The organism is Mycobacteriales bacterium, assembly GCA_030697205.1.
Classification (GTDB): Bacteria; Actinomycetota; Actinomycetes; order Mycobacteriales; family SCTD01; genus JAUYQP01.
Map to the genome: position 1 here is coordinate 21,151 of JAUYQP010000003.1, position 19,566 is coordinate 40,716.

Sequence of the window (19,566 nt, forward strand, 5' to 3'; positions counted from 1 at the left end):
CGTCAGGAGGCCCCGGGACCCTCCCGCCGACCGCCGTGACGGAGCAACGGCTCGGTCCCGTCGCGCAGGTCGAGGTGCATCAGCACCTGGTCGAAGCGCTCGTCACCGACCGCGATCCAGTCCGGCCGACGACCCGTCACGACGAAGCCGAGGCGGGCGTACATCCGCAGCGCGGCGTGGTTGTTGCCCCGGCAGTCCAGGGTGACCGCCTCGACGCCGGCCGCCCGGCAATCGGCCACCAGTGCGGCGGTGATGGCCGGGCCGACTCCCCGCCCGCGACTGTCCGGGTGGGCCATCACCTTGCGGATCTCGGCGTCGTGCCGCAGGACAGGCGCGGACAGCCGCGCCCAGGTGCCCAGACCGACGAGCGCACCGCGGTCGTCGTACGCCGTGATCGTCCGTGTCCCGGGGGCGAGCCCGTCCAGCCAGGCGTCAACCTCCCCGCGGTCGGGGACGTGCAGCCAGCCGACGGCGCCACCGAGCGCCGCGACCGTCGCGACGAGGCCGTGGACGGCTGCGCGCTCGGCCTCTCCTGGCGGTCCGGTCAGCCAGCGCAGGTCGAGCTCACTCACCGCCGCGCATCACCGTCAGGACGCTCTCGAGCTCGTCGGGGCGGATGAGGACGTCGCGGGCCTTGCTGCCCTCCGACGGGCCGACGACGCCGCGGCTCTCCATGAGGTCCATGAGGCGGCCGGCCTTGGCGAAGCCGACCCGCAGCTTGCGCTGCAGCATGCTCGTGCTGCCGAACTGCGTGGTCACGACGAGCTCGACGGCCTGGCAGAGCAGGTCGAGGTCGTCGCCGATCTCCTCGTCGACCTGCCGCTCGGCGGCGACCGGCGCGGCGATGTCCTCACGGAAGGCCGGCTGGCGCTGCTCCTTGCAGTGCTTCACGACGGCCGCGACCTCGGCGTCGGAGACGTAGGCGCCCTGGATGCGGATGGGCTTGCTCGCCCCCATCGGCAGGAAGAGGCTGTCGCCCTTGCCGATGAGCTTCTCGGCACCGGGCTGGTCGAGGATGACCTTCGAGTCGGTGCCGGAGCTGGTCGCGAACGCCAGCCGGCTCGGGACGTTGGCCTTGATCAGGCCGGTGACGACGTCGACGGACGGGCGCTGGGTCGCGAGCACCAGGTGGATGCCGGCGGCGCGCGCGAGCTGGGTGATGCGCACGATCGCGTCCTCGACGTCGCGCGGCGCGACCATCATGAGGTCGGCGAGCTCGTCGATGATCACCATGAGGTAGGGGTAGGGCTGGTAGACCCGCTCGCTGTTCTCCGGCGCCGTCAGCTCGCCCCGGCGGACCGCGGCGTTGAAGTCGTCGACGTGGCGGAAGCCGCTCGCGGCGAGGTCGTCGTAGCGCATGTCCATCTCGCGCACGACCCACTGCAGGGCCTCGGCGGCCTTCTTCGGGTTGGTGATGATCGGCGTGATGAGGTGCGGCACGCCCTCGAAGGCGGTGAGCTCGACCCGCTTGGGGTCGACGAGGATGAGGCGCACCTCGTCGGGGGTCGCGCGGGTGAGGATGCTGACGAGCAGGGCGTTGATGCAGGTCGACTTGCCGGCGCCGGTCGCGCCCGCGACGAGGATGTGCGGCGTCTTGGCGATGTTGGCCATGACGAAGCCGCCCTCGATGTCCTTGCCGAGGGCGACGAGCATCGGGTGGTGGTCGCTGGTCGCGGCGTGGCTGCGCAGGACGTCACCGACGCTGACGTTCTCGCGGTCGGCGTTGGGGATCTCGATGCCGATCGCGGACTTGCCGGGGATGACGTCGATGATGCGGACGTCGGAGCTCTTCACGGCGTAGGCGATGTTGCGCTGCAGCGCCTTGACCCGCTCGACCTTCACGGCCGGGCCGAGCTCGATCTCGTAGCGGGTGACCGTCGGGCCGCGGCTGAAGCCGGTAACGCTCGCGTCGACCTGGAAGTCCTCCAGCACCTGGGTGAGGGCGGCGATGACCTCGTCGTTGGCGGCGCTGCGGGTCTTCGGCGGGGTGCCGGTGCCGAGCAGATCGGCGGGCGGCAGGACGTAGTCGCCCTTGAGGACGAGCTGCTCGGCCTTCTTCGGCGCGGGGGTGTGGACCGGCGGCGGAGTGACGGTCTCGGCCGCGACGGCGTTGTGGTCGACGATGACCACGTCGAGGTCCGGCGGGCCGTCCTGGGCTGCGGCGACCCCCTGGCGGCTGCGCGGCCGACGGCGCTGGAGCGGCTCGAGCGGCTCCGGGGTCTCTGGCGCCGGCGGCTCCTCCGCCGGGGTCCGGAACAGCGCCCGGTCGCGCAGGGCCCGCAACCGGGCCGGCACCTGGTGGACCGGAGTGGCGGTGACGACGAGCAGGCCGAAGGCGGCGAGCAGGAGCAGGACGGGGAAGGCGAGTACGCCGGTCAGCGCCGCCGCGAGCGGGTCACCCAGCAGGAAGCCGACGACACCGCCCTTGTCCTCGCGGGCGGTGTCGCTGCCGCGCACGACGTGCAGGACGCCGAGCGCCCCGAGCGACAGCGCCGCCCAGCCCACGAGCAGCCGGCCCGCCGCGCCCTGCGGCTCGGGGTGGCGCAGGACCCGCCAGGCGTAGACGGCGAGCAGCGGCGGGAGCAGCAGCGCGCCCTTGCCGACCGCGCCGGTGAGGACGTCGGCGATGCCGTCGCCGGCGCTGCCGGCGTGCCACCAGGCTCCCGCGGCGGTGACGAACGCGCCGGCGAGCAGCAGCAGTCCCAGGCCGTCACGGCGGTGGGCGGGGTCGAGGTCGCGGGCGCCACCGGTCGCGGTGCGGACGCTGCCGCCGACGGCGTGGGCCACTGCGCGCAGCGTGCCCGTGACCAGGCGGGTGAGGACGCCGAGCAGGGCGACGACCGGGTTCGGGCCGCGCTGGGGCGCCTTGCGGGCGCTCGTGCGGGTGCTCGTGCGGGTGCTCTTGCCGGTGCCTCCCCCAGCCTTCGCCCGCGGTGCCGCCTTCGTGCGCGGTGCCGCCTTCGTGCGGGTGGGCGCGCCACCGCGGCCACCACCCGTGGAGCGGGGGCGGGCGGGCGTGGGCGTACGACTGGCCATGGTCGCGACGGTACCTCTGCAGTACCACCCGTCACACCCGTCACACCCGCGACACGCCGCCGCGCTCGCTTGTCCCCGCCCGCCCCCACTCGGAGACGTGGCGATCACGTCAGCGTGGCCCAGCGTGCGAGATCGCCACATCCCCGCCCCCACCTCACCCGCCTCCCCCGCCTCCCTGTCGGCGCGATCCTTTCTGCTTCCACCTCACCGTGCCGCTGGCGCTCCGCGGGCGGGCGACCTCGCCGAGTAGGTGCCAGGTGGAAGCAGAACGGACCGCCGCCCCGGCCGTTACCGCCCCGCGGGCAGGCCACGACGATCTTCGCCCCGTTGCGGTGCGCTGAGCGTGGCGATCCGCAACAGGGCGAAGATCACCGGGGGTTTCGGGGCGGGGCGCCGGGGCGGGCGGGCGGGGCGCCGGGGCGGGCGGGCGGCTGGCGGGGCGGGGCGGGCGGGTCAGACCTCGACGATGACGGGGATGATCATCGGGCGGCGACGGTAGGTGTCGGAGACCCAGCGGCCGACGACCCGGCGTACCTGCTGCGCGATCTGGTGCGGGTCGGCGACCCCCTCGCGCGCGGCCTTGTCGAGCTCGGCCTCGATGAGCGGGATGACGGCGTCGAAGGCACCCGGGTCGTCGGTGAAGCCACGGGCGGCGACCTCCGGCCCCCCGGCGATCTTGCCGGTGACGCTGTCGACCGCGACAGTGATGGAGATGAAGCCCTCGTCGCCGAGGATCCGGCGGTCCTTGAGCGTGATGTCGGAGACGTCACCGACCTCGGCGCCGTCGACGTAGACGTAGCCGCACGGCACCGCACCGGTGATGGTGGCCTTGCCGTCGACGAGGTCGACGACGACGCCGTCCTCGGCGAGCACGATCCGGTCGTCGGGCACACCGGACAGCCGCCCGAGCTCGGCGTGGGCGCGCAGGTGGCGCCACTCGCCGTGCACCGGCATGAGGTTGGAGGGCTTGGTGGCGTTGAGCAGGTAGAGCAGCTCGCCGGCCGGGGCGTGACCCGACACGTGCACCTTCGCCACGCCCTTGTGCACGACCCGCGCGCCCCACCGCGACAGCCCGTTGATGACGCGGTAGACGGCGTTCTCGTTGCCCGGGATCAGCGAGGACGCGAGCACGATGGTGTCCTCGCTCTCGATGCGGATCTGGTGGTGAGAGCGGTTGGCCATCCGCGACAGCGCGGACAGCGGCTCGCCCTGCGACCCGGTCGACACGAGCACGACCCGAGACGCCGGCAGCTGCTCGACGTCCTTCATGTCGACGATGAGTCCGGGCGGGATGGTGAGCACGCCGAGGTCGGAGGCGACGCCCATGTTGCGGACCATCGACCGGCCGACGAAGGCGACGTGGCGGCCGTGGGCGTGGGCGGCGTCGAGGACCTGCTGGACGCGGTGCACGTGGGAGGCGAAGCAGGCCACGATGACGCGGCCCGTCGAGGTCCGCACGACCTCGTCGACGACCGGTCCGATCTCGCGCTCGGAGGTGACGAAGCCGGGGACCTCGGCGTTGGTGGAGTCCGACAGCAGCAGGTCGATGCCCTCGCGCCCGAGCCGGGCGAAGCCGCCGAGGTCGGTGAGCCGGCCGTCGAGCGGCAGCTGGTCCATCTTGAAGTCGCCGGTGTGCAGGACCAGGCCGGCCTCGGTGCGGATCGCGACCGCGAGCGCGTCGGGGATGGAGTGGTTGACCGCGAAGAACTCGCAGCCGAACGGCCCGAGCTGCAGCGTCTCCTCCTCCGCCACCTGGGTGACGACAGGCGTGATGCGGTGCTCGCGCAGCTTGGCGGTGAGCAGCGCGAGGGTGAAGCGGCTACCGACGACGGGGATGTCGCCGCGCTCGCGCAGCAGGTAGGGCAGCGCCCCGATGTGGTCCTCGTGGCCGTGGGTGAGCACGACCGCCTCGATGTCGTCGAGCCGGTCACGGATGTAGGAGAAGTCCGGGAGGATGAGGTCGATGCCGGGCTGGTCGTCCTCCGGGAAGAGCACGCCGCAGTCGACGACGAGCAGCCGGCCGGCGTGCTCGAAGACCGTCATGTTGCGGCCGATCTCGGCAAGGCCGCCGAGCGCGACGACGCGCAGGCCGCCCGCGGGCAGCGGCGGCGGCGGGCCGAGCTCGGGGTGCGGGTGGCTCACGACAGCACGCCCGCGGCGACGAGGTCGGTGCGCAACTGGGCGACCTCGGCCTCGGTGGCCTCGACGAGCGGCAGCCGCACGCCGCCGACCGGGAAGTCGAGCAGCGCCAGGGCCGCCTTCACGAGGATGGTGCCCTGCGTCCGGAAGATGCCGGCGTAGATCGGCAGCATCCCCTCGTGCAGCGCCCGCGCACCCGCCACGTCGCCGGCGAGGAAGGCCGCCACCATCTCGGAGGTACGACGCGCGACCAGGTGGGTCGACGTCCCGACGACTCCCACCGCTCCGAGGGCGAGCAGCGGCAGCGTCCACGGGTCGTGCCCAGAGTAGTAGGCGAGGTCGGTCTGCGACAGCACCCAGGAGGTGGACTCGAGGTCGAGCTTGGCGTCCTTCATCGCGACCACCTGCGGGTGCGCGGCGAGCTCGAGGATGGTGCTCTCGGTCAGCGCGATCCCGGTGCGGCCGGGGATGTCGTAGAGCATCACCGGCAAGGCGGTCGCCTCGGCGACGGTGACCGTGTGGGCGATGACGCCGGCCTGCGGGGGCTTGTTGTAGTAGGGCGTCACGACGAGCAGCCCGTCGGCGCCGGCCTTGTCCGCGTCGCGCGCCATGCCGACCGCGTGCACCGTGTCGTTGCTGCCGACCCCGGCGACGACCTTGGCCCGGCCGCCGACCGCCTCGACGACCGCACGCAGCAGGTCGGCCTTCTCCTCGCGGTGCGTGGTGGGGGCCTCCCCCGTCGTACCGCTGATGACCAGCCCGTCGTTGCCGTCGGCCACCAGCCGGTCGGCGAGGGCCTGCGCCCGGGGCAGGTCGAGCGACCCGTCGGGGAGCAGCGGCGTGACCATCGCGGTGAGCACGCGTCCGAACGGCGCGGGGGTCGTCGTCATGGCCTGAACCTACCCGCCAGCGGCCGCCCGACCGCCGACGTCAGGCCCCCAGCAGCGCGGAGAAGGCGGCGTCGCTGACCGCCTCGCTGCCGGTGGGCACGACGGCGTACGACGCAGTCAGCACCTCGACGACGTCGGTGAGCGGCAGGAGCAGGCAGCACTCGCCCGCGAGGTCCACGACGACGTCGCCGCCGTCGACGCGCACGTACACGTCACCGCACCCAGCCGGCCCGGTCAGCGCCTCGGTGAGCAGCTCTCGCGACAGCAGCCACTCGACGCTCGAGGTCGTGTCCACGAGCAGCACCATCCGCACTGCGAAGGGGTCCGACGGGGTCCAGCGCAGCAGCACGGGCAGCCACAGGTCGGGCTGGGAGTCGGCGCGCAGCAGCCCGCCTACCGCCCGTGTCACGCTGCCCGGCTCACTCATCTCATCCCCCATCCGCTCCGACGGGCTCCCATCGGCGGGTCATCACCGACTGTGAGCGAATCCCTCAGCTTGACTACTCGCAGTCATGCGGTCACGCGTCGTAGTCGACGACCAGGTCGTCGTCCACCGCCGTGCTCTGGCAGGTGAGGCGGTAGCCCGCGTCGAGCTCCCACGGCTCCAGGCTGTGGTTGACGGCCTGCTCGACCGCGCCGGTGACCCTCGCGCGGCAGGTCGCGCAGACGCCCGCGTGGCACGACCACGGCAGGTCGAGCCCGGCCCGCCGACCGGCGTCGAGCACCGTCTCGCCGCGCGCGACCGGGACCGTCGTCGACCGGCCGCGCAGCACCACGACCGCGCTGGCGCCCGGGGTGCTGGTGTCGACCGCGACCGGTGCCCGGCGGGCCTCGTCGGTGCCGAACAGCTCGACGTGGACCCGGTGGGCGTCGACGCCGAGCTCGAGCAGCGCCGCGCGCAGCCCGACCGACATCTGCTGGGGCCCGCAGACGAAGACCTCGTCGAGGTCGGTGGGGTCGAGCACCGTCGCGCACAGCCGGCGCAGCTTGTCGGCGTCGACGCGGCCCTCGTGCAGCGCCACGTCGGCGCCCTCGCGCGACAGCACGTGAACGACCCGCAGCCGGCCGAGGTAGCGGTCCTTGAGGTCCGACAGCTCCTCGCGGAAGACCACCGAGGCGGTCGTGCGGTTGCCGTAGACCAGCGTCACGCGGGCGGTCGGCTCGGTGGCGAGGACGTGGCGGGCGATGCCGATGACCGGCGTGATCCCGCTGCCTGCCGCGATGCCGAGCACGTGGCGATGCGGCGCGGGGTCCGGCGCCGGCGTGAAGCGCCCCTCCGGCGGCAGCACGTCGACGACGTCACCGGGGCGCAGCGTCGCGGCCCAGCCGCTCATCACGCCGCCGGGCACCTGCTTGACCGCGACCCGCAGCTCGCCGTCGCCGGGCGCTGTGCACAGCGAGTAGGACCGGCGCACCTCCACCCCGTCGAGCACGGCCCGCAGGGTGAGGTACTGACCCGCCGAGAAGGAGTACGCCGCACGCAGCGCGTCGGGGACCTCGAAGGCGAGCGAGACGCACTCGTCGGTCTCGCGCCGCACGTCGGCGACGGTAAGGGTGTGCACGGCTCAGTGCCGCTTGAGGTAGTCGAACGGCTCGCGGCACGAGGTGCACCGCCACAGCGCCTTGCAGGCGGTCGACCCGAAGCCGGCGAGCTCCTCGACCTCGGCGCTGCCGCACAGCGGGCAGGCCGCGGGCCGGCCGGGGTCGGCAGAGTTGACAGTGTCGACGAGCAGCGGCAGCAGGACCCGGCCGGGCGGGGCGGTGCCGCCACCGGCGAGCTTGTCGCGGCCGGCCTCGGTGATCCAGTCGGTGGTCCAGGGCGGTGAGAGCACGGTGCGGACGGTGACGTGGGCGAAGCGGCGGGCCAGCGCCGCGGTGACGTCGGCCTCGATCTCGCGCATCGCGGGGCAGCCGCTGTAGGTCGGGGTGATCGAGACCGTCACGGTGTCGCCGTCGACGACGACGTCGCGGGCGATCCCGAGGTCGACGACCGAGACCGTGGGCAGCTCCGGGTCGGGCACCTCGGCGAGCAGCGCCCAGGCCTCCGCGACACCGGGCGCCGACACCGTCGTCACCACTGGGCGTCGGGGTCGGAACGGTGCAGCACCTGCATCTCGCCGAGCAGGTAGGACAGGTGCTCGGAGTGCTGGCCCTGCTTGCCGCCGCGCTGCCACCAGACGTCGGGCGGGACGGGGAGGGTCGCCTCGACGAGGACGTCGGCGACCCGCTTGCGCCAGGCCGGCTCGATCGACGACGGCAGCGGGACGAGCCCGGCCTCGGCGGCCTGGCGGTCGACGTCGTCGTCGAGCATGGCCTCTCCGGCGTAGGGCCACAGCGCGTCGAGCGCGTCGAGCACCCGGCGGCGCGACTCCTCGGTGCCGTCACCGAGCCGCACCAGCCAGCCGGAGGTGTGGCGCAGGTGGTACGCCGACTCCTTGGCCGCCTTGCCCGCGACGCCGGCGAGCACCTCGTCGGAGGAGCGCGCGAGCGCGGGCCACAGCTCGACCGCGAAGCAGTCCCACAGCAGGTGGCGGACGATGGTGTGGGCGAAGTCGCCGTGCGGCTGCTCGGCGAGCAGCAGGTTGCGGAAGTCCGGCGCGTCGCGCAGGTAGGCCAGGCGGTCCTCGTCGCGACCGACGCCCTCGAGCTCGCCGGCGCGGGTCAGCAGACCGCGGGCCTGGCCGAGCAGGTCGAGCGCGATGTTGGCCAGGGCGATGTCCTCCTCGAGCGCGGGCCCGTGGCCGCACCACGCGGACAGCCGCTGCGCCAGCACGAGGCAGGTGTCGCCGAGCCGCAGCACCGACTCCGCCGCGACATCAGGGGCGAGCCCAGGGGTAGCCGAGCTCATATGCCGTGCACCCCCTCGGGGACGTCGTAGTGCGTCGGGTGGCGGTAGTCCTTGTCGAGCGCGGGGTCGAACAGCGACTCCTTGTCGTCGGGGTCCGACGCGACGATCGCACTCGCAGGCACAACCCACAACGAGCTGCCCTCCCCGCGCCGGGTGTAGACGTCACGGGCACCCTGGACGGCGAGCTCCGCGTCGGCGGCGTGCAGGCTCCCCACGTGGGTGTGGGACAGCCCAGCGCGCGAGCGCACGAAGACCTCCCACAGCGGCCAGGTCTCGCGGCCGGACACGCTCATGCGACGGCCTCCGTCGTACGCGCCTGCTGCTTCTCGGCGTGAGCGAGTGCCGCCTCGCGGACCCAGGCGCCCTCGGCGTGGGCCTTGCGGCGCGCCGCGATGCGCTCGCGGTTGCAGGGGCCGTCGCCGCGCAGGACCCGGCGGAACTCCTCCCAGTCGGGCTCGCCGAAGACCCAGTGCTCGCCCTCGAGGCGCAGTGCCGGGTCGGGGATCGTGAGTCCGAGGAAGTGGGCCTGCGGGACGGTCGCGTCGACGAAGCGCTGACGCAGCTCGTCGTTGCTGAAGCGCTTGACCTTCCAGCGCATCGAGGCGTCGGAGTGGGTCGACTCGGAGTCCGGCGGGCCGAACATCATCAGCGCCGGCCACCACCAGCGGTCGAGCGCGTCCTGCGCCATCGCGTGCTGCGTCGGGGTGCCCTGCGCGAGCACCGTCATCGACTCGAAGCCCTGCCGCTGATGGAAGGACTCCTCGCGGCAGACCCGGACCATCGCGCGGGCGTAGGGGCCGTAGGAGCAGCGGCACAGCGGGACCTGGTTCATGATCGCGGCGCCGTCGACGAGCCAGCCGATGGCGGCGACGTCGGCCCAGGTCAGGGTCGGGTAGTTGAAGATGCTCGAGTACTTGGCGGTGCCGTCGAGCAGCTGGTCGACGAGCTCCTCGCGGGTGACGCCGAGGGTCTCGGCGGCGCTGTAGAGGTAGAGCCCGTGGCCGGCCTCGTCCTGCACCTTGGCGAGCAGGACGGCCTTGCGGCGCAGCGACGGGGCGCGGCTGATCCAGTTGCCCTCGGGCAGCATCCCGACGATCTCGGAGTGCGCGTGCTGGGCGATCTGGCGGACCAGCAGCTTGCGGTAGGCGGCCGGCATCCAGTGCGTCGGCTCGACCTTTTGCTCGGCGTCGACGTAGGCGTCGAAGCGCGCGGCGAGCACGCTCTCGTCGAGCGGGGTGGCGGTGTCGGGGACGCCGTCGAGGCCCTGGGTGTACATGGGCCGAGTATGACAGGGAAGCGACACGAGTGCCACTCCCCTGTCACATGTCGGGCACTACCCCTCGCTGACCATCGGGGACGACGCGACCTCGGTGCCGTCGGGCAGCGCGGTGATCTCGAAGTCGTCGAAGACGTGGGGCGCGAGCGCCTGCAGCTCGCGCAGCATCGCGATCGCGAGCTCGCGGATCTCGACGTCGGCGTGCTCGCTCGCCCGCATCGCGACGAAGTGCCGCATCGCGCGGTAGTTGCCGGTGACCACGATGCGGGTCTCGGTCGCGTTGGGCAGCACGGTGCGCGCGGCCTGACGGGCCTGCTTGCGGCGGGCCGTGACGTTCTCGACGTCGGCGAACTTCTTCTCCAGGCCCTCGAGCAGCTTGGTGTACGACGCCAGCGCCGCGTCGGCCGCCTCGAGGAACAGTGCGTGCAGCTCGGGGTCCTCGGCGATGACCTGCGGCTCGACCATGGCGGCGTCGCGCTCGGGGACGTAGCGCTGGGACAGCTGGCTGTAGGAGAAGTGCCGGTGGCGGATCAGCTCGTGGGTGAGGCTGCGCGACAGGCCGGAGAGGTAGAAGGTCACGCTGCCGTGCTCGAGCACCGACAGGTGGCCGACCTCGAGGATGTGCTTGAGGTAGCCCTCGTTCGTGGCCGTCGCCGGGTTGGGCTTGCTCCAGCTCTGGTAGCAGGCGCGTCCGGCGAACTCGGCGAGCGCCTGGCCGCCGTCGACGTCGGTCTCCCACGGCACGTCCGCCGGCGGGGCGAAGTGGGTGTAACCGATGACCTGGACCTTGAGCGGGGCGAGCGCGGGCAACTGCGTCTCCGGGAGTGCTGCGAGGCCCTCTGCGGCGGGGGAAGCCGGGCCGGGGACAAGACTACGGGAGCGCCGCCGAGACCCCGTCCCGCCGCGCCGGGTCAGAGGCGCTTCTGCCAGGTGGACAGGGTGCCGTTGGGGCGGAAGCCGAGCCGCTCGTTGACGGCGATCATCGGGGCGTTGGTGGTGGCGTTCCAGGTCGTCACCGTGCGGGTCGCGGGCGAGTCGGTCTGCAGCTGCCCCAGGACCGTGGCCTTGAGGAGCAGCCCGAGGCGGTGCCCCCGGTGCTCGGGGAGCACGAGGGTGTCCCACTGGTAGGCCCGGTCCGGGGCGTGGCTGCTCACCCCGAGCTCGGTGAACGCCACCGCCTCGCCGTCCCGCGTCGCCATCGCCGCCCAGTAGACCCGCCCCATCCGGTCGAACATCGCCTCCTTGCGCCGCACCAGCTCGGCGTCCCACTGCTCCTCCTCGAGCTCGAGGTCGCCGCTCGGGAACATCACCGACATCGCACGTCCCAGCGCGGCGCGGGCGTCGAGCAGGTGGTCGGGACACCGACGGGAGTACGCCGTGACGTCGTAGCCGGCGGCGCCCTCGCGAGCGTGGGCGAGGCAGCCGGCCAGCACCTGCGACGGGACCGGGACGGCGAGGTCGCGCCGTACCTCGAGCAGCGCGCGGTCGAAGCCGTGCCGGGTGAGGAAGTGGTGCGCCGGGCTGACGCCCGCGAGCGCCTCGGGCTCGTCGACCTCGGTGCCGGCGACCGAGCGGCCTGCCGCCCGCGCCCGGGCGAGGAGGCCCTCGAGCAGCGCCGTGCCCACACCCCCGCGCCGCTCGTCCGGCAGCACGTGGACCAGCACCCGGGCCCTGTCGAGGTTGTCGCGCGTCGTGAGGACCAGCCGTCCCAGGCCCACGTCGCGGGCGCCGTCCACGGCGAGCAGCAACGTCACGAGCTCACCTGTCGCCGTGTCAGCCTCGAGGCCCGTGACGGCGATCTCGCGCTGGTCCTGCGCGGTCCACCCGCTCTCCCCCGGCCGGGTGTCCTGCTCGACGGCCGCCAGCACGGCGTACCACCGGCCGAAGGCCTCGTCGTCCCGCGGGTCCACCTGCTCGATGCGCACCCGACCACCCTGCCCGGGGCGTCCAGCGGTTTCAGTGCACCTTCATCGCACCAGCGGCGCGAGGACGGGTGCGAGGTCGCCACGGGCGGAGACCGCCACGGACGACAGGCCCTGCCAGGCGGCGGCCTCCTGCAGCGACACCGCAAGCGCCTCGGCCACCTCCAGCACGTCGGACTTCGGCTCGACCCACGCGCCCAGCACCTGCAGCACCCCGGCCTTGCGGTCGGACTTCAGGTCGACCCGCGCCCGGATCCCTTCGTCGTGCAGGAACGGCAGGATGTAGTAGCCGTAGACCCGCTTCGGCGCTGGCACGTAGATCTCGATGCGGTAGTCGAACCCGAACAGCCGCGACGTGCGCGAGCGCTCGAAGACCAGCGGGTCGAAGGGGCTCAGCAGCGTCGAGCGGCGCGCCGTGCGCGGCACCGCGGTCCCGGGCCAGAGGTACGCCGGATCGCGCCACCCCTCGACGGCGACCTGCTCGAGCTCGCCGTCCTCCACCAGCGACGCCAGCGCCACCTTCGCCTCGGCCGGCCGTAGCCGGAAGTAGTCGCGCAGGTCGCGCTCCGTCCCGACGCCGTGCGCCCGTGCCGCCACCCGCATCAGCTCGCGCTGGGCCTCCTCGCGCGACGGTGTCGGCAGCGCCAGCACCGAGGCCGGGATCACGCGCTCGGTGACGTCGTACAACCGCTCGAACCCCGTCGTACGACGTGAGGTCGTCACCCGACCCGACCAGAAGAGGTACTCGAGCGCCTTCTTCACGTCGTCCCACCCCCACCAGGAGCCGCCACCGCGCGGCGTCTCCCGCAGCGCCCCCGCGCCGACGGGACCGCGCTCCTCGACCATCGCGTAGACCTTCTCGACGAAGTCGGGGCGGTCGCGGAAGACCCTCAGCGGCCCACCCCAGCCCTCCTCGAGGCCCTCGGCGCGGGCCATCCGCCAGCGCAGGTGCGGGTGCAGCGCGACCGGGAGGTAGGACGCCTCGTGGCCCCAGTACTCGAACAGCTCGCGCCGCCGGAAGGCCAGGTCGTCGAGCAGCCCGACCGGCCAGGCGCCGAGGCGCGACAGCGGCGGGAGGTGGTGGGCGCGGGCGAAGACGTTGACCGAGTCGATCTGGATCAGTGACGTCCGCGCGACGACCCGGCGCAGGTGGCGCGCGTCGACGGCACCGGTGGGCAGCGGGTCGGCGAAGCCCTGCGCCGCCAGCGCGATCTGACGGGCCGTGCGGAGCGGGAGGGTCTGCACCGCCCGATCCTGGCAGGATCAGCGCGTGGAGCTCCGAGCCCTTCGCCTCGACGAGGTCGTCCGCTACGACGAGGTCCGCCTCGAGACCTGGCGGGCCGCCTATCGCGGGCTCGTCCCCGACGCGTTCCTCGACGGCCTCGCCGTGACGGCGCAGCTCACCGCGAGCCGGACCGCGATGGCCCAGGACCCACACCGCGCGCTGCACGTCGCGGTCGTCGACGGCGTGGTCGTCGGCATCGCCGCGGCCGGACCGCCGCGAGACGACGACCTCGACCCCGACGACGTCACCGAGCTTGGGGCCCTCTACGTGCTGCCCGACCACTGGGGCGGCGGGATCGGGCGGGCCCTGCTCTCGGCCGTGCTCGCCCGCCGACCGCGGCCGAGGCAGGCGCTGTGGGTGCTCGAGGCCAACGACCGCAGCCGCGCCTTCTACGCCTCCTGCGGCTTCGCCCCCGACGGGCACCGCAAGGTCGAGACCCTGGCCAGCCGGTCGCCGAGGTGCGGCTGACCCGCTCCTCCTAGGCTCGGGGCATGGCCGACGTCAGCGTGCGACCCGCCCGCCCCGAGGACGCCGAGCGAGCCGCCCGCGTGCAGCTGTCGACCTGGCGCACCGCCTACTCCGACCTGCTGCCGCCCGAGGTCCTCGACGTCCCCGAGGAGCAGGTCGCTGCCGTGTGGCTGCGCGGCGTCGAGGTCCCGCCCTCGCACCGCCACCGGCTGCTCGTCGCGATGGACGGCCCCGAGCTCGTCGGCCTCGCCGTCTCCGAGCCGGTCGACGACGCGACCGTCGAGCTGACCGCGCTGATCGTCGAACCGCGCTGGGGCCGGCGCGGTCACGGCTCCCGGCTGCTCGCCGCCTCGGTCGACCACTGGCGCGGCGACGGCGCGACCCACGCGCAGACCTGGGCCTGGGAACGCGACGACGCGACCCGCTCCTTCCTCGAGTCCTCCGGCTGGGAGCCCGACGGCGTCGCCCGCTCGCTCGACACCGGCCAGCGCCAGGTCCGCCTCCACGTCTCCCTCGAGGAGTCGTGACCTTCGCGGGGATCCCCGACGAAGCGCTCGCCTTCTACGAGGGCCTCGAGGCCGACAACTCCAAGGCCTACTGGACCGACCACAAGCAGGTGTACGACGCCTGCGTCCGTGACCCGCTGCTCGCCCTGATGGCGGGCCTCGAGGCGGAGTTCGGCCCCGCGAAGCTGTTCCGGCCCTACCGCGACGTGCGCTTCTCCAAGGACAAGACGCCCTACAAGACCCACGCGGCCTTCGTGACCCGCGACGACGCCTCCGGGCTGCTCTACTGCCAGCTCGGTGCCGACGGGCTGTCCTTCGGCGGTGGCTACCACCACACGAGCACCGACCAGGGCCAGCGGCTGCGGGCGGCGGTCGCCGACGACCGCACCGGCCAGGCGTTGACCCAGGTGCTCGCGCCGCTCGAGTCCGACGGGTGGGAGGTCGGCGGCGAACGCTACGTCCGGGTCCCGAAGCCCTACCTCCCCGACGCCCCTCGGGCCGAGCTGCTCCGCGCGAAGTCCCTCACGGTCTTCCGCCACCACGAGCCCGCGGAGTGGCTGCACGGCCCGGGGTGCCTCGACCGGGTCGCGGCCGCCTGGCGCGCCGTCGGACCGCTCAACGACTGGCTCGCCACCTACGTCGGCCCGCCCCGCGACGTCGTCCAGCGCTGAGGGTCGAGGCCCGCCGGCCCGCGGCACCTGGGGATCGGGTGGCTTTCGTCGGCGGGTCGTGCCGCGACACGCCGAGGACATCCACCCGATCCGACGGGCCCGGACACCGACAAGATCAACAGCACATGTGCACGCGCCCGTGCGGCAGACCGAGCGTGACCGCCGTACCTGATGTGCTGTTGATCTTGCCAGGGGCATGACACGAGGTGCGCGTGATGACGTGAGCCGGACCCTGCGCTGCGGGTCAGCGCGATCCGCACTCCGGCGTCCGACGGGTCGTGAAGATCGTCGTGAAGCAGTGCTCGCGGCGACAGGTCGCTGACCAGCGCTTTCACCGCTCGCAGGCCGAGGCCGCTACACGACGATCTTCACGACCTCAGCCTCGGGAGCCACCGCCGCTGAGGCGCCTCGTGGCGGGAGGCGAACCCGGCCTGCAACGGCGCCCCCGGCGGCCTACCTGGACGCAGTCTCGGTCGATCGACCGCACCCTGGTGTGGACGGCTCACCGAGTCGGACTGCATCCGGACCGCGCCCCCGGCGTACGCCGTCGTCAGACCTCCCTGTCCGCTTCGCCACATTCGTGCGAACCTTTGTCGCTCCCCCGGGATCTCCAGCCTGACGACCCAGCGACAGGCAGCCGGCGGGAGGTGCACGGGGGTGACGGTCGACGTGTCGGTGGACGGGCTGCGCGGCCTCTCCCTCGGCCTGCCCGCGCGGGCCGGGACCGAGGACGGTTTGCCCGCACTGCCCGGCGTGAGCGCCGAGGCCCGCCAAGACTTCGCGGCGCTCTACACCGCCGAGTTCGGCCGGCTCGCCGGCTACCTCACCGGGCTCACCGGCAACGCCGACGTGGGCCGTGAAGCCGCGCAGGAGGCCTTCACCCGGCTGTTCGCGCGCTGGCGCAAGGTCAGCGAGCCGCGCGGCTTCGTCTACGTCGTCGGCACCAACCTCTGCCGCCACCACTGGCGGCAGAGCGGCCGGGAGCGCTCCGCCGTCACGAGCCTGCGCGTCACGACGCCGACCGACACGGTCGACGGTGACCCGTGGCTGCGCGACCTCGTCGAGCGGCTGCCGCTGCGGCTGCGCGAGGTCGTGCTCCTGCACTACTACGCCGACCTGCCGGTCGCCGAGGTCGCGCTCGCCGTGAAGCGCCGGCTCTTCGAGGCACGGGCGCTGCTCGCCGAGGCCGTCACCGAGGCAGGTGGCCGATGACCGAGATCCGCCTCGTCCCGCCGCCTGCCGACGGTCTCGCGCAGGCCTTCCGCGAGGCTGCCGCCCGTCGCCGCCGCAAGGCCGCGACCACCGGCAGCGCAGGTCTGCTCGGCGCCGCGATCGTCTTCGCGACCCTCACCGGCGGCAGCGGCCAGGTCCTCACCCAGGACGACCCGCTCCCGCCTGCGCAGCAGGACCGCAACGTCCTCGAGCTGCTCCCGGTCGGGCCGACCCCGGCTGCCAGCGCGCCCGGCACGTCCGGCCCCCGACGGTCCGCGACGACCGCTGCGGGCAGCGCGGGCGGCCCGACCGCCACGGCGGCCACCCTCACGCCAGGCGCGCCGCGCAGCACTGCAGTCCCCGTGCGCCCGGCCACCCGACCCACGACGACCGCCTATCGGGCCGCCCCGATGAGCCGCAGGACCTCCGATGCCCAGCAGGGCAACGTGCCCGCACTGACCTGCAGTTCCATCGGTGGCAACAACCTCTGCTCCTCCGTCGCGACGACCGGCAGCGGCAAGGACAGGCTGCTGTCGGTCGTGCTGTGCAACCAGGGCGTCGACGCGATCCGGCTGGACTTCTCTTTCGCCGACGAGCTCGACATCGAGGTCGCGCAAGGCGATCGGGTGCTGTGGCGATGGGCGGTGGGGCGCTCGGCCGTCCGCGACCCGCACCAGGCCCGGCTGCCGGCGAGCGGCTGCCGGGACTGGACGACGCCCTGGACCGCGGTGGACCAGAGCGGCCGTCCCCTGGCGACGGGCATGACCTACGACCTGCGTGCGCGCATCGACTCCCCCGACGCGGCCGAGGCCGCCGCACCCACGGGCTACTACTACTCCTGACGCGCCAGGGCGATGGCCCTGCGCATCGCGCGGCGACCGGCGGAGGTGTCGCCGCTCTCGCCGTAGGCCGCGGCGAGTCGCCACCAGCAGCGCCAGTCCTGCGGTGACGCCTCGACCTCGGCCTTGCGCAGCGCGAACAGCCGCTCGGCGCTCTCGGGCGTGAGCCGGCCCGACGGGCGTCGCTCCAGCCACTCCGGGTCGGGGTCGTCGCCGAGTGCCCTGCCGAGCCGCTCGCTGCCGAGCCCGAGCCGGACTTCGCCGACGACCAGCAGCGCACCGAGCCCGACGAGCAGCAGCACCCCGAGACCGAGCAGCAGACCGCTCAGTCCCTCGTCGAGCAGGTCCACGGCACGGACGAGGAGGTACGCCGACACCGTCGCGAGCACGGCGACGAGCAGCAGAGCCGCGACGCGCGCTCTCACAGGTCGAGCAGGGCCTCGAGCCCGACCGTCACCCCGGGCCGGGACGCGACCTGGCGGACGCCGAGCAGGACGCCGGGCATGAACGACGCCCGGTCGTAGGAGTCGTGACGGATCGTCAGGCTCTCGCCGCTGCCCCCGAGCAGGACCTCCTGGTGGGCGACGAGCCCGGCGAGCCGGACGGCGTGGACGCGCACCCCGTCGACGTCGGCGCCGCGGGCCCCAGCGAGCTCCTGCGTGGTCGCGTCGGGCATCGGCGCGCAGCCGGCCTCCCGACGGGCGGCGGCGACCATCTCGGCGGTGCGGCGGGCGGTGCCGCTGGGGGCGTCGGCCTTGCCGGGGTGGTGAAGCTCGACGACCTCGACGGAGTCGAAGAAGCGGGCGGCCTGCGCGGCGAAGCCCATCATGAGCACGGCAGCGATCCCGAAGTTCGGCGCGACGAGGACGCCGACGCCGGTGCCCTCGACGAGGTCGCGCAGCTCGGTCAGGCGCGCGTCGTCGAAGCCGGTGGTCCCGACGACCGCGTGCACGCCCGCCTCGACGCACGCGCGCAGGTTGGCCATGACGGCGTCCGGGTGGGTGAAGTCGACGGCGACGTCGGCGCCGGACAGGTCGAGGTCGTCACCGACGTCGAAGGCGCCGGCGAGGGAGAGGTCGGGTGCGCCCTCGACGGCGCGGACCACCTCGGAGCCCATCCGGCCGCGGGCACCCAGCACGGCGACACGCACGGTCACGAGGCAGCTCCCGAGGGGTCGGAGTCGAAGGGCCCGATCACGCCGAGCGCCATCGGGCGGGCCAGCACATCACGGGCGACCTCCAGGACGTCGTCCGGGGTGACCGCGTCGATGCGGGCGAGCAGGTCGTCGACGCCGAGCAGCTCCTCGTGGACGAGCTCGCCCTTGCCGAGCCGGCTCATCCGCGAGCCGCTGTCCTCGAGGCCGAGCACGAGGCTCCCCCGCAGCTGGCCCTGCGCGCGCGCGACCTCGGCGTCGGTGAGGCCCTTCTCCGCGACCGAGGCGAGCTCGGCCCGGCACAGCTCGAGGACCTCGTCGACCTTGCCGGGCGCGCACCCGGCGTAGACGCCGAAGTCACCGGTGTCGGAGTAGGCCGAGGTGAAGGTGTAGACGGAGTAGGCCAGCCCGCGCTTCTCCCGGACCTCCTGGAACAGCCGCGACGACATGCCGCCGCCGAGGGTGGTCGACAGGACCGAGAGCGCGAAGCGGCGCGGGTCGTCGTGCGACAGCCCGCGGGTGCCGAGCACGACGTGGGCCTGCTCGGTCGGTCGCACCTGGGTCAGCACCCGGCTGTGGGTGGGCGGTGCGTCACCGGCGCGGCGGCGCGGGGCCGGCTGCCGGTCGCCGGCAAGCAGCGGCCCGAAAGCGCGCTCGACCTGGCGGACGACGGTGGCGTGGTCGAGGCCGCCCGCCGCGGTCACGACCAGGGTGTCGGGGGTGTAGCGGTCGGCGTAGAAGCCCGCGATCGTGTCGCGGGGCAGCGCCTCGATCGACTCGACGGTGCCGATGACCGGCCGACCCAGCGGGTGGTCGTCCCACAGCGCCGCGGCGAAGGCGTCGTGGACGACGTCACCGGGGTCGTCGTCGTGCATGGCGATCTCCTCGAGGATCACGCCCCGCTCCGACTCGACGTCGGCGGCGGCGATGAGCGAGGACGTGACGAGGTCGCTGACCACGTCGATCGCGAGCGGCAGGTCGGTGTCGAGGACCCGCGCGTAGTAGCAGGTGTACTCCTTCGCGGTGAAGGCGTTCATCTCGCCGCCGACCGCGTCCATCACCGCCGCGATCTCCATCGCGTCTCGACGGCGGGTGCCCTTGAAGAGCAGATGCTCGAGGAAGTGCGAGCAGCCGGCCTCGGCGAGCGACTCGTCACGCGAGCCGACGCCGGCCCAGATGCCGAACGACGCCGAGCGCACGCCCGGCATCTGCTCGGTGAGGACGCGCAGCCCGCCCGGCAGGACGGTGCGGCGGACGATGCCGCCGTCCGTCCCGCCGGGCAGAGCGCGCGTGGAGCCTGCCGGAGGGAGGCCCGACAAGG

The 19,566-nt window shown here is 73.6% G+C and carries 21 protein-coding genes; 5 read left to right on the forward strand and 16 right to left on the reverse strand.

Annotated features, from left to right (window positions below):
* Positions 1 to 2: 2 nt before the first annotated feature.
* From Q8R60_00445 to Q8R60_00505, 13 genes are all read right to left on the reverse strand, one after another.
* Entirely contained in the window at positions 3 to 572 is a 570-nt protein-coding gene (locus tag Q8R60_00445; protein ID MDP3710935.1) for an N-acetyltransferase, read from the reverse strand.
* Complete coding sequence (locus Q8R60_00450; protein ID MDP3710936.1) at positions 565 to 3,036, reverse strand: DNA translocase FtsK; 2,472 nt, start codon at positions 3,034 to 3,036, stop codon at positions 565 to 567. Before Q8R60_00450 ends, Q8R60_00445 begins: the two co-directional genes overlap by 8 nt.
* Positions 3,037 to 3,489: 453 nt before the next feature.
* The gene (locus tag Q8R60_00455; protein ID MDP3710937.1) at positions 3,490 to 5,178 is read right to left on the reverse strand and encodes a ribonuclease J; all 1,689 of its coding nucleotides are present in this window, start codon (positions 5,176 to 5,178) and stop codon (positions 3,490 to 3,492) included.
* Positions 5,175 to 6,065, reverse strand: a complete 891-nt coding sequence (gene dapA / locus Q8R60_00460) for a 4-hydroxy-tetrahydrodipicolinate synthase (protein MDP3710938.1) — start codon at positions 6,063 to 6,065, stop codon at positions 5,175 to 5,177. The genes Q8R60_00455 and dapA overlap by 4 nt, the downstream gene beginning before the upstream one ends.
* Before the next feature lie 40 nt (positions 6,066 to 6,105).
* On the reverse strand, positions 6,106 to 6,474 hold the full coding sequence (locus tag Q8R60_00465) for an SsgA family sporulation/cell division regulator (protein ID MDP3710939.1): 369 nt from the start codon (positions 6,472 to 6,474) through the stop codon (positions 6,106 to 6,108).
* A gap of 109 nt (positions 6,475 to 6,583) precedes the next feature.
* Positions 6,584 to 7,627, reverse strand: a complete 1,044-nt coding sequence (locus Q8R60_00470; GenBank protein ID MDP3710940.1) for a 2Fe-2S iron-sulfur cluster-binding protein — start codon at positions 7,625 to 7,627, stop codon at positions 6,584 to 6,586.
* A 3-nt stretch (positions 7,628 to 7,630) separates the two neighbouring features.
* Positions 7,631 to 8,131, reverse strand: a complete 501-nt coding sequence (paaD, locus tag Q8R60_00475; GenBank protein ID MDP3710941.1) for a 1,2-phenylacetyl-CoA epoxidase subunit PaaD — start codon at positions 8,129 to 8,131, stop codon at positions 7,631 to 7,633.
* Between the two features lie 5 nt (positions 8,132 to 8,136).
* Positions 8,137 to 8,913: a 1,2-phenylacetyl-CoA epoxidase subunit PaaC gene (paaC, locus tag Q8R60_00480; GenBank protein ID MDP3710942.1), complete on the reverse strand. Its 777-nt coding sequence runs from the start codon at positions 8,911 to 8,913 to the stop codon at positions 8,137 to 8,139.
* The gene (paaB, locus tag Q8R60_00485; GenBank protein ID MDP3710943.1) at positions 8,910 to 9,206 is read right to left on the reverse strand and encodes a 1,2-phenylacetyl-CoA epoxidase subunit PaaB; all 297 of its coding nucleotides are present in this window, start codon (positions 9,204 to 9,206) and stop codon (positions 8,910 to 8,912) included. Before paaB ends, paaC begins: the two co-directional genes overlap by 4 nt.
* Positions 9,203 to 10,189, reverse strand: coding sequence for a 1,2-phenylacetyl-CoA epoxidase subunit PaaA (paaA, locus tag Q8R60_00490; GenBank protein ID MDP3710944.1), 987 nt, complete (start codon positions 10,187 to 10,189; stop codon positions 9,203 to 9,205). The genes paaB and paaA overlap by 4 nt, the downstream gene beginning before the upstream one ends.
* 57 nt (positions 10,190 to 10,246) lie before the next feature.
* A complete protein-coding gene (gene thyX / locus Q8R60_00495) occupies positions 10,247 to 10,999 on the reverse strand; it encodes an FAD-dependent thymidylate synthase (GenBank protein MDP3710945.1) in 753 nt (250 codons plus the stop codon).
* A 101-nt stretch (positions 11,000 to 11,100) separates the two neighbouring features.
* Positions 11,101 to 12,114, reverse strand: coding sequence for a GNAT family N-acetyltransferase (locus tag Q8R60_00500; GenBank protein MDP3710946.1), 1,014 nt, complete (start codon positions 12,112 to 12,114; stop codon positions 11,101 to 11,103).
* A 42-nt stretch (positions 12,115 to 12,156) separates the two neighbouring features.
* Positions 12,157 to 13,356 carry a crosslink repair DNA glycosylase YcaQ family protein gene (locus Q8R60_00505; GenBank protein MDP3710947.1) on the reverse strand — a complete coding sequence of 400 codons (1,200 nt, stop codon included), beginning with the start codon at positions 13,354 to 13,356 and terminating at the stop codon, positions 12,157 to 12,159.
* 25 nt (positions 13,357 to 13,381) lie between these two features.
* On the opposite strand from Q8R60_00505, the gene Q8R60_00510 reads away from it, so the two are divergent.
* From Q8R60_00510 to Q8R60_00530, 5 genes are all read left to right on the forward strand, one after another.
* Entirely contained in the window at positions 13,382 to 13,864 is a 483-nt protein-coding gene (locus Q8R60_00510; GenBank protein MDP3710948.1) for a GNAT family N-acetyltransferase, read from the forward strand.
* A 23-nt stretch (positions 13,865 to 13,887) separates the two neighbouring features.
* A complete protein-coding gene (locus Q8R60_00515) occupies positions 13,888 to 14,391 on the forward strand; it encodes a GNAT family N-acetyltransferase (protein ID MDP3710949.1) in 504 nt (167 codons plus the stop codon).
* Positions 14,388 to 15,041 (forward strand): DUF2461 domain-containing protein, encoded by a 654-nt coding sequence (locus Q8R60_00520; protein ID MDP3710950.1) that lies wholly within the window; start codon positions 14,388 to 14,390, stop codon positions 15,039 to 15,041. Before Q8R60_00515 ends, Q8R60_00520 begins: the two co-directional genes overlap by 4 nt.
* A 657-nt stretch (positions 15,042 to 15,698) precedes the next feature.
* The gene (locus Q8R60_00525; GenBank protein ID MDP3710951.1) at positions 15,699 to 16,253 is read left to right on the forward strand and encodes an RNA polymerase sigma factor; all 555 of its coding nucleotides are present in this window, start codon (positions 15,699 to 15,701) and stop codon (positions 16,251 to 16,253) included.
* A complete protein-coding gene (locus tag Q8R60_00530; protein ID MDP3710952.1) occupies positions 16,250 to 17,095 on the forward strand; it encodes a hypothetical protein in 846 nt (281 codons plus the stop codon). Before Q8R60_00525 ends, Q8R60_00530 begins: the two co-directional genes overlap by 4 nt.
* On the opposite strand, the gene Q8R60_00535 is transcribed toward Q8R60_00530, so the two are convergent.
* The 3 genes from Q8R60_00535 to Q8R60_00545 are packed head-to-tail and all read right to left on the reverse strand — an operon-like array spanning position 17,086 to position 19,564.
* Entirely contained in the window at positions 17,086 to 17,517 is a 432-nt protein-coding gene (locus Q8R60_00535; GenBank protein MDP3710953.1) for a hypothetical protein, read from the reverse strand. The genes Q8R60_00530 and Q8R60_00535 overlap by 10 nt on opposite strands.
* Positions 17,514 to 18,248, reverse strand: a complete 735-nt coding sequence (gene dapB, locus Q8R60_00540; protein ID MDP3710954.1) for a 4-hydroxy-tetrahydrodipicolinate reductase — start codon at positions 18,246 to 18,248, stop codon at positions 17,514 to 17,516. The genes Q8R60_00535 and dapB overlap by 4 nt, the downstream gene beginning before the upstream one ends.
* Positions 18,245 to 19,564 (reverse strand): pitrilysin family protein, encoded by a 1,320-nt coding sequence (locus tag Q8R60_00545; GenBank protein ID MDP3710955.1) that lies wholly within the window; start codon positions 19,562 to 19,564, stop codon positions 18,245 to 18,247. The genes dapB and Q8R60_00545 overlap by 4 nt, the downstream gene beginning before the upstream one ends.
* Between the last annotated feature and the right edge of the window lie 2 nt (positions 19,565 to 19,566).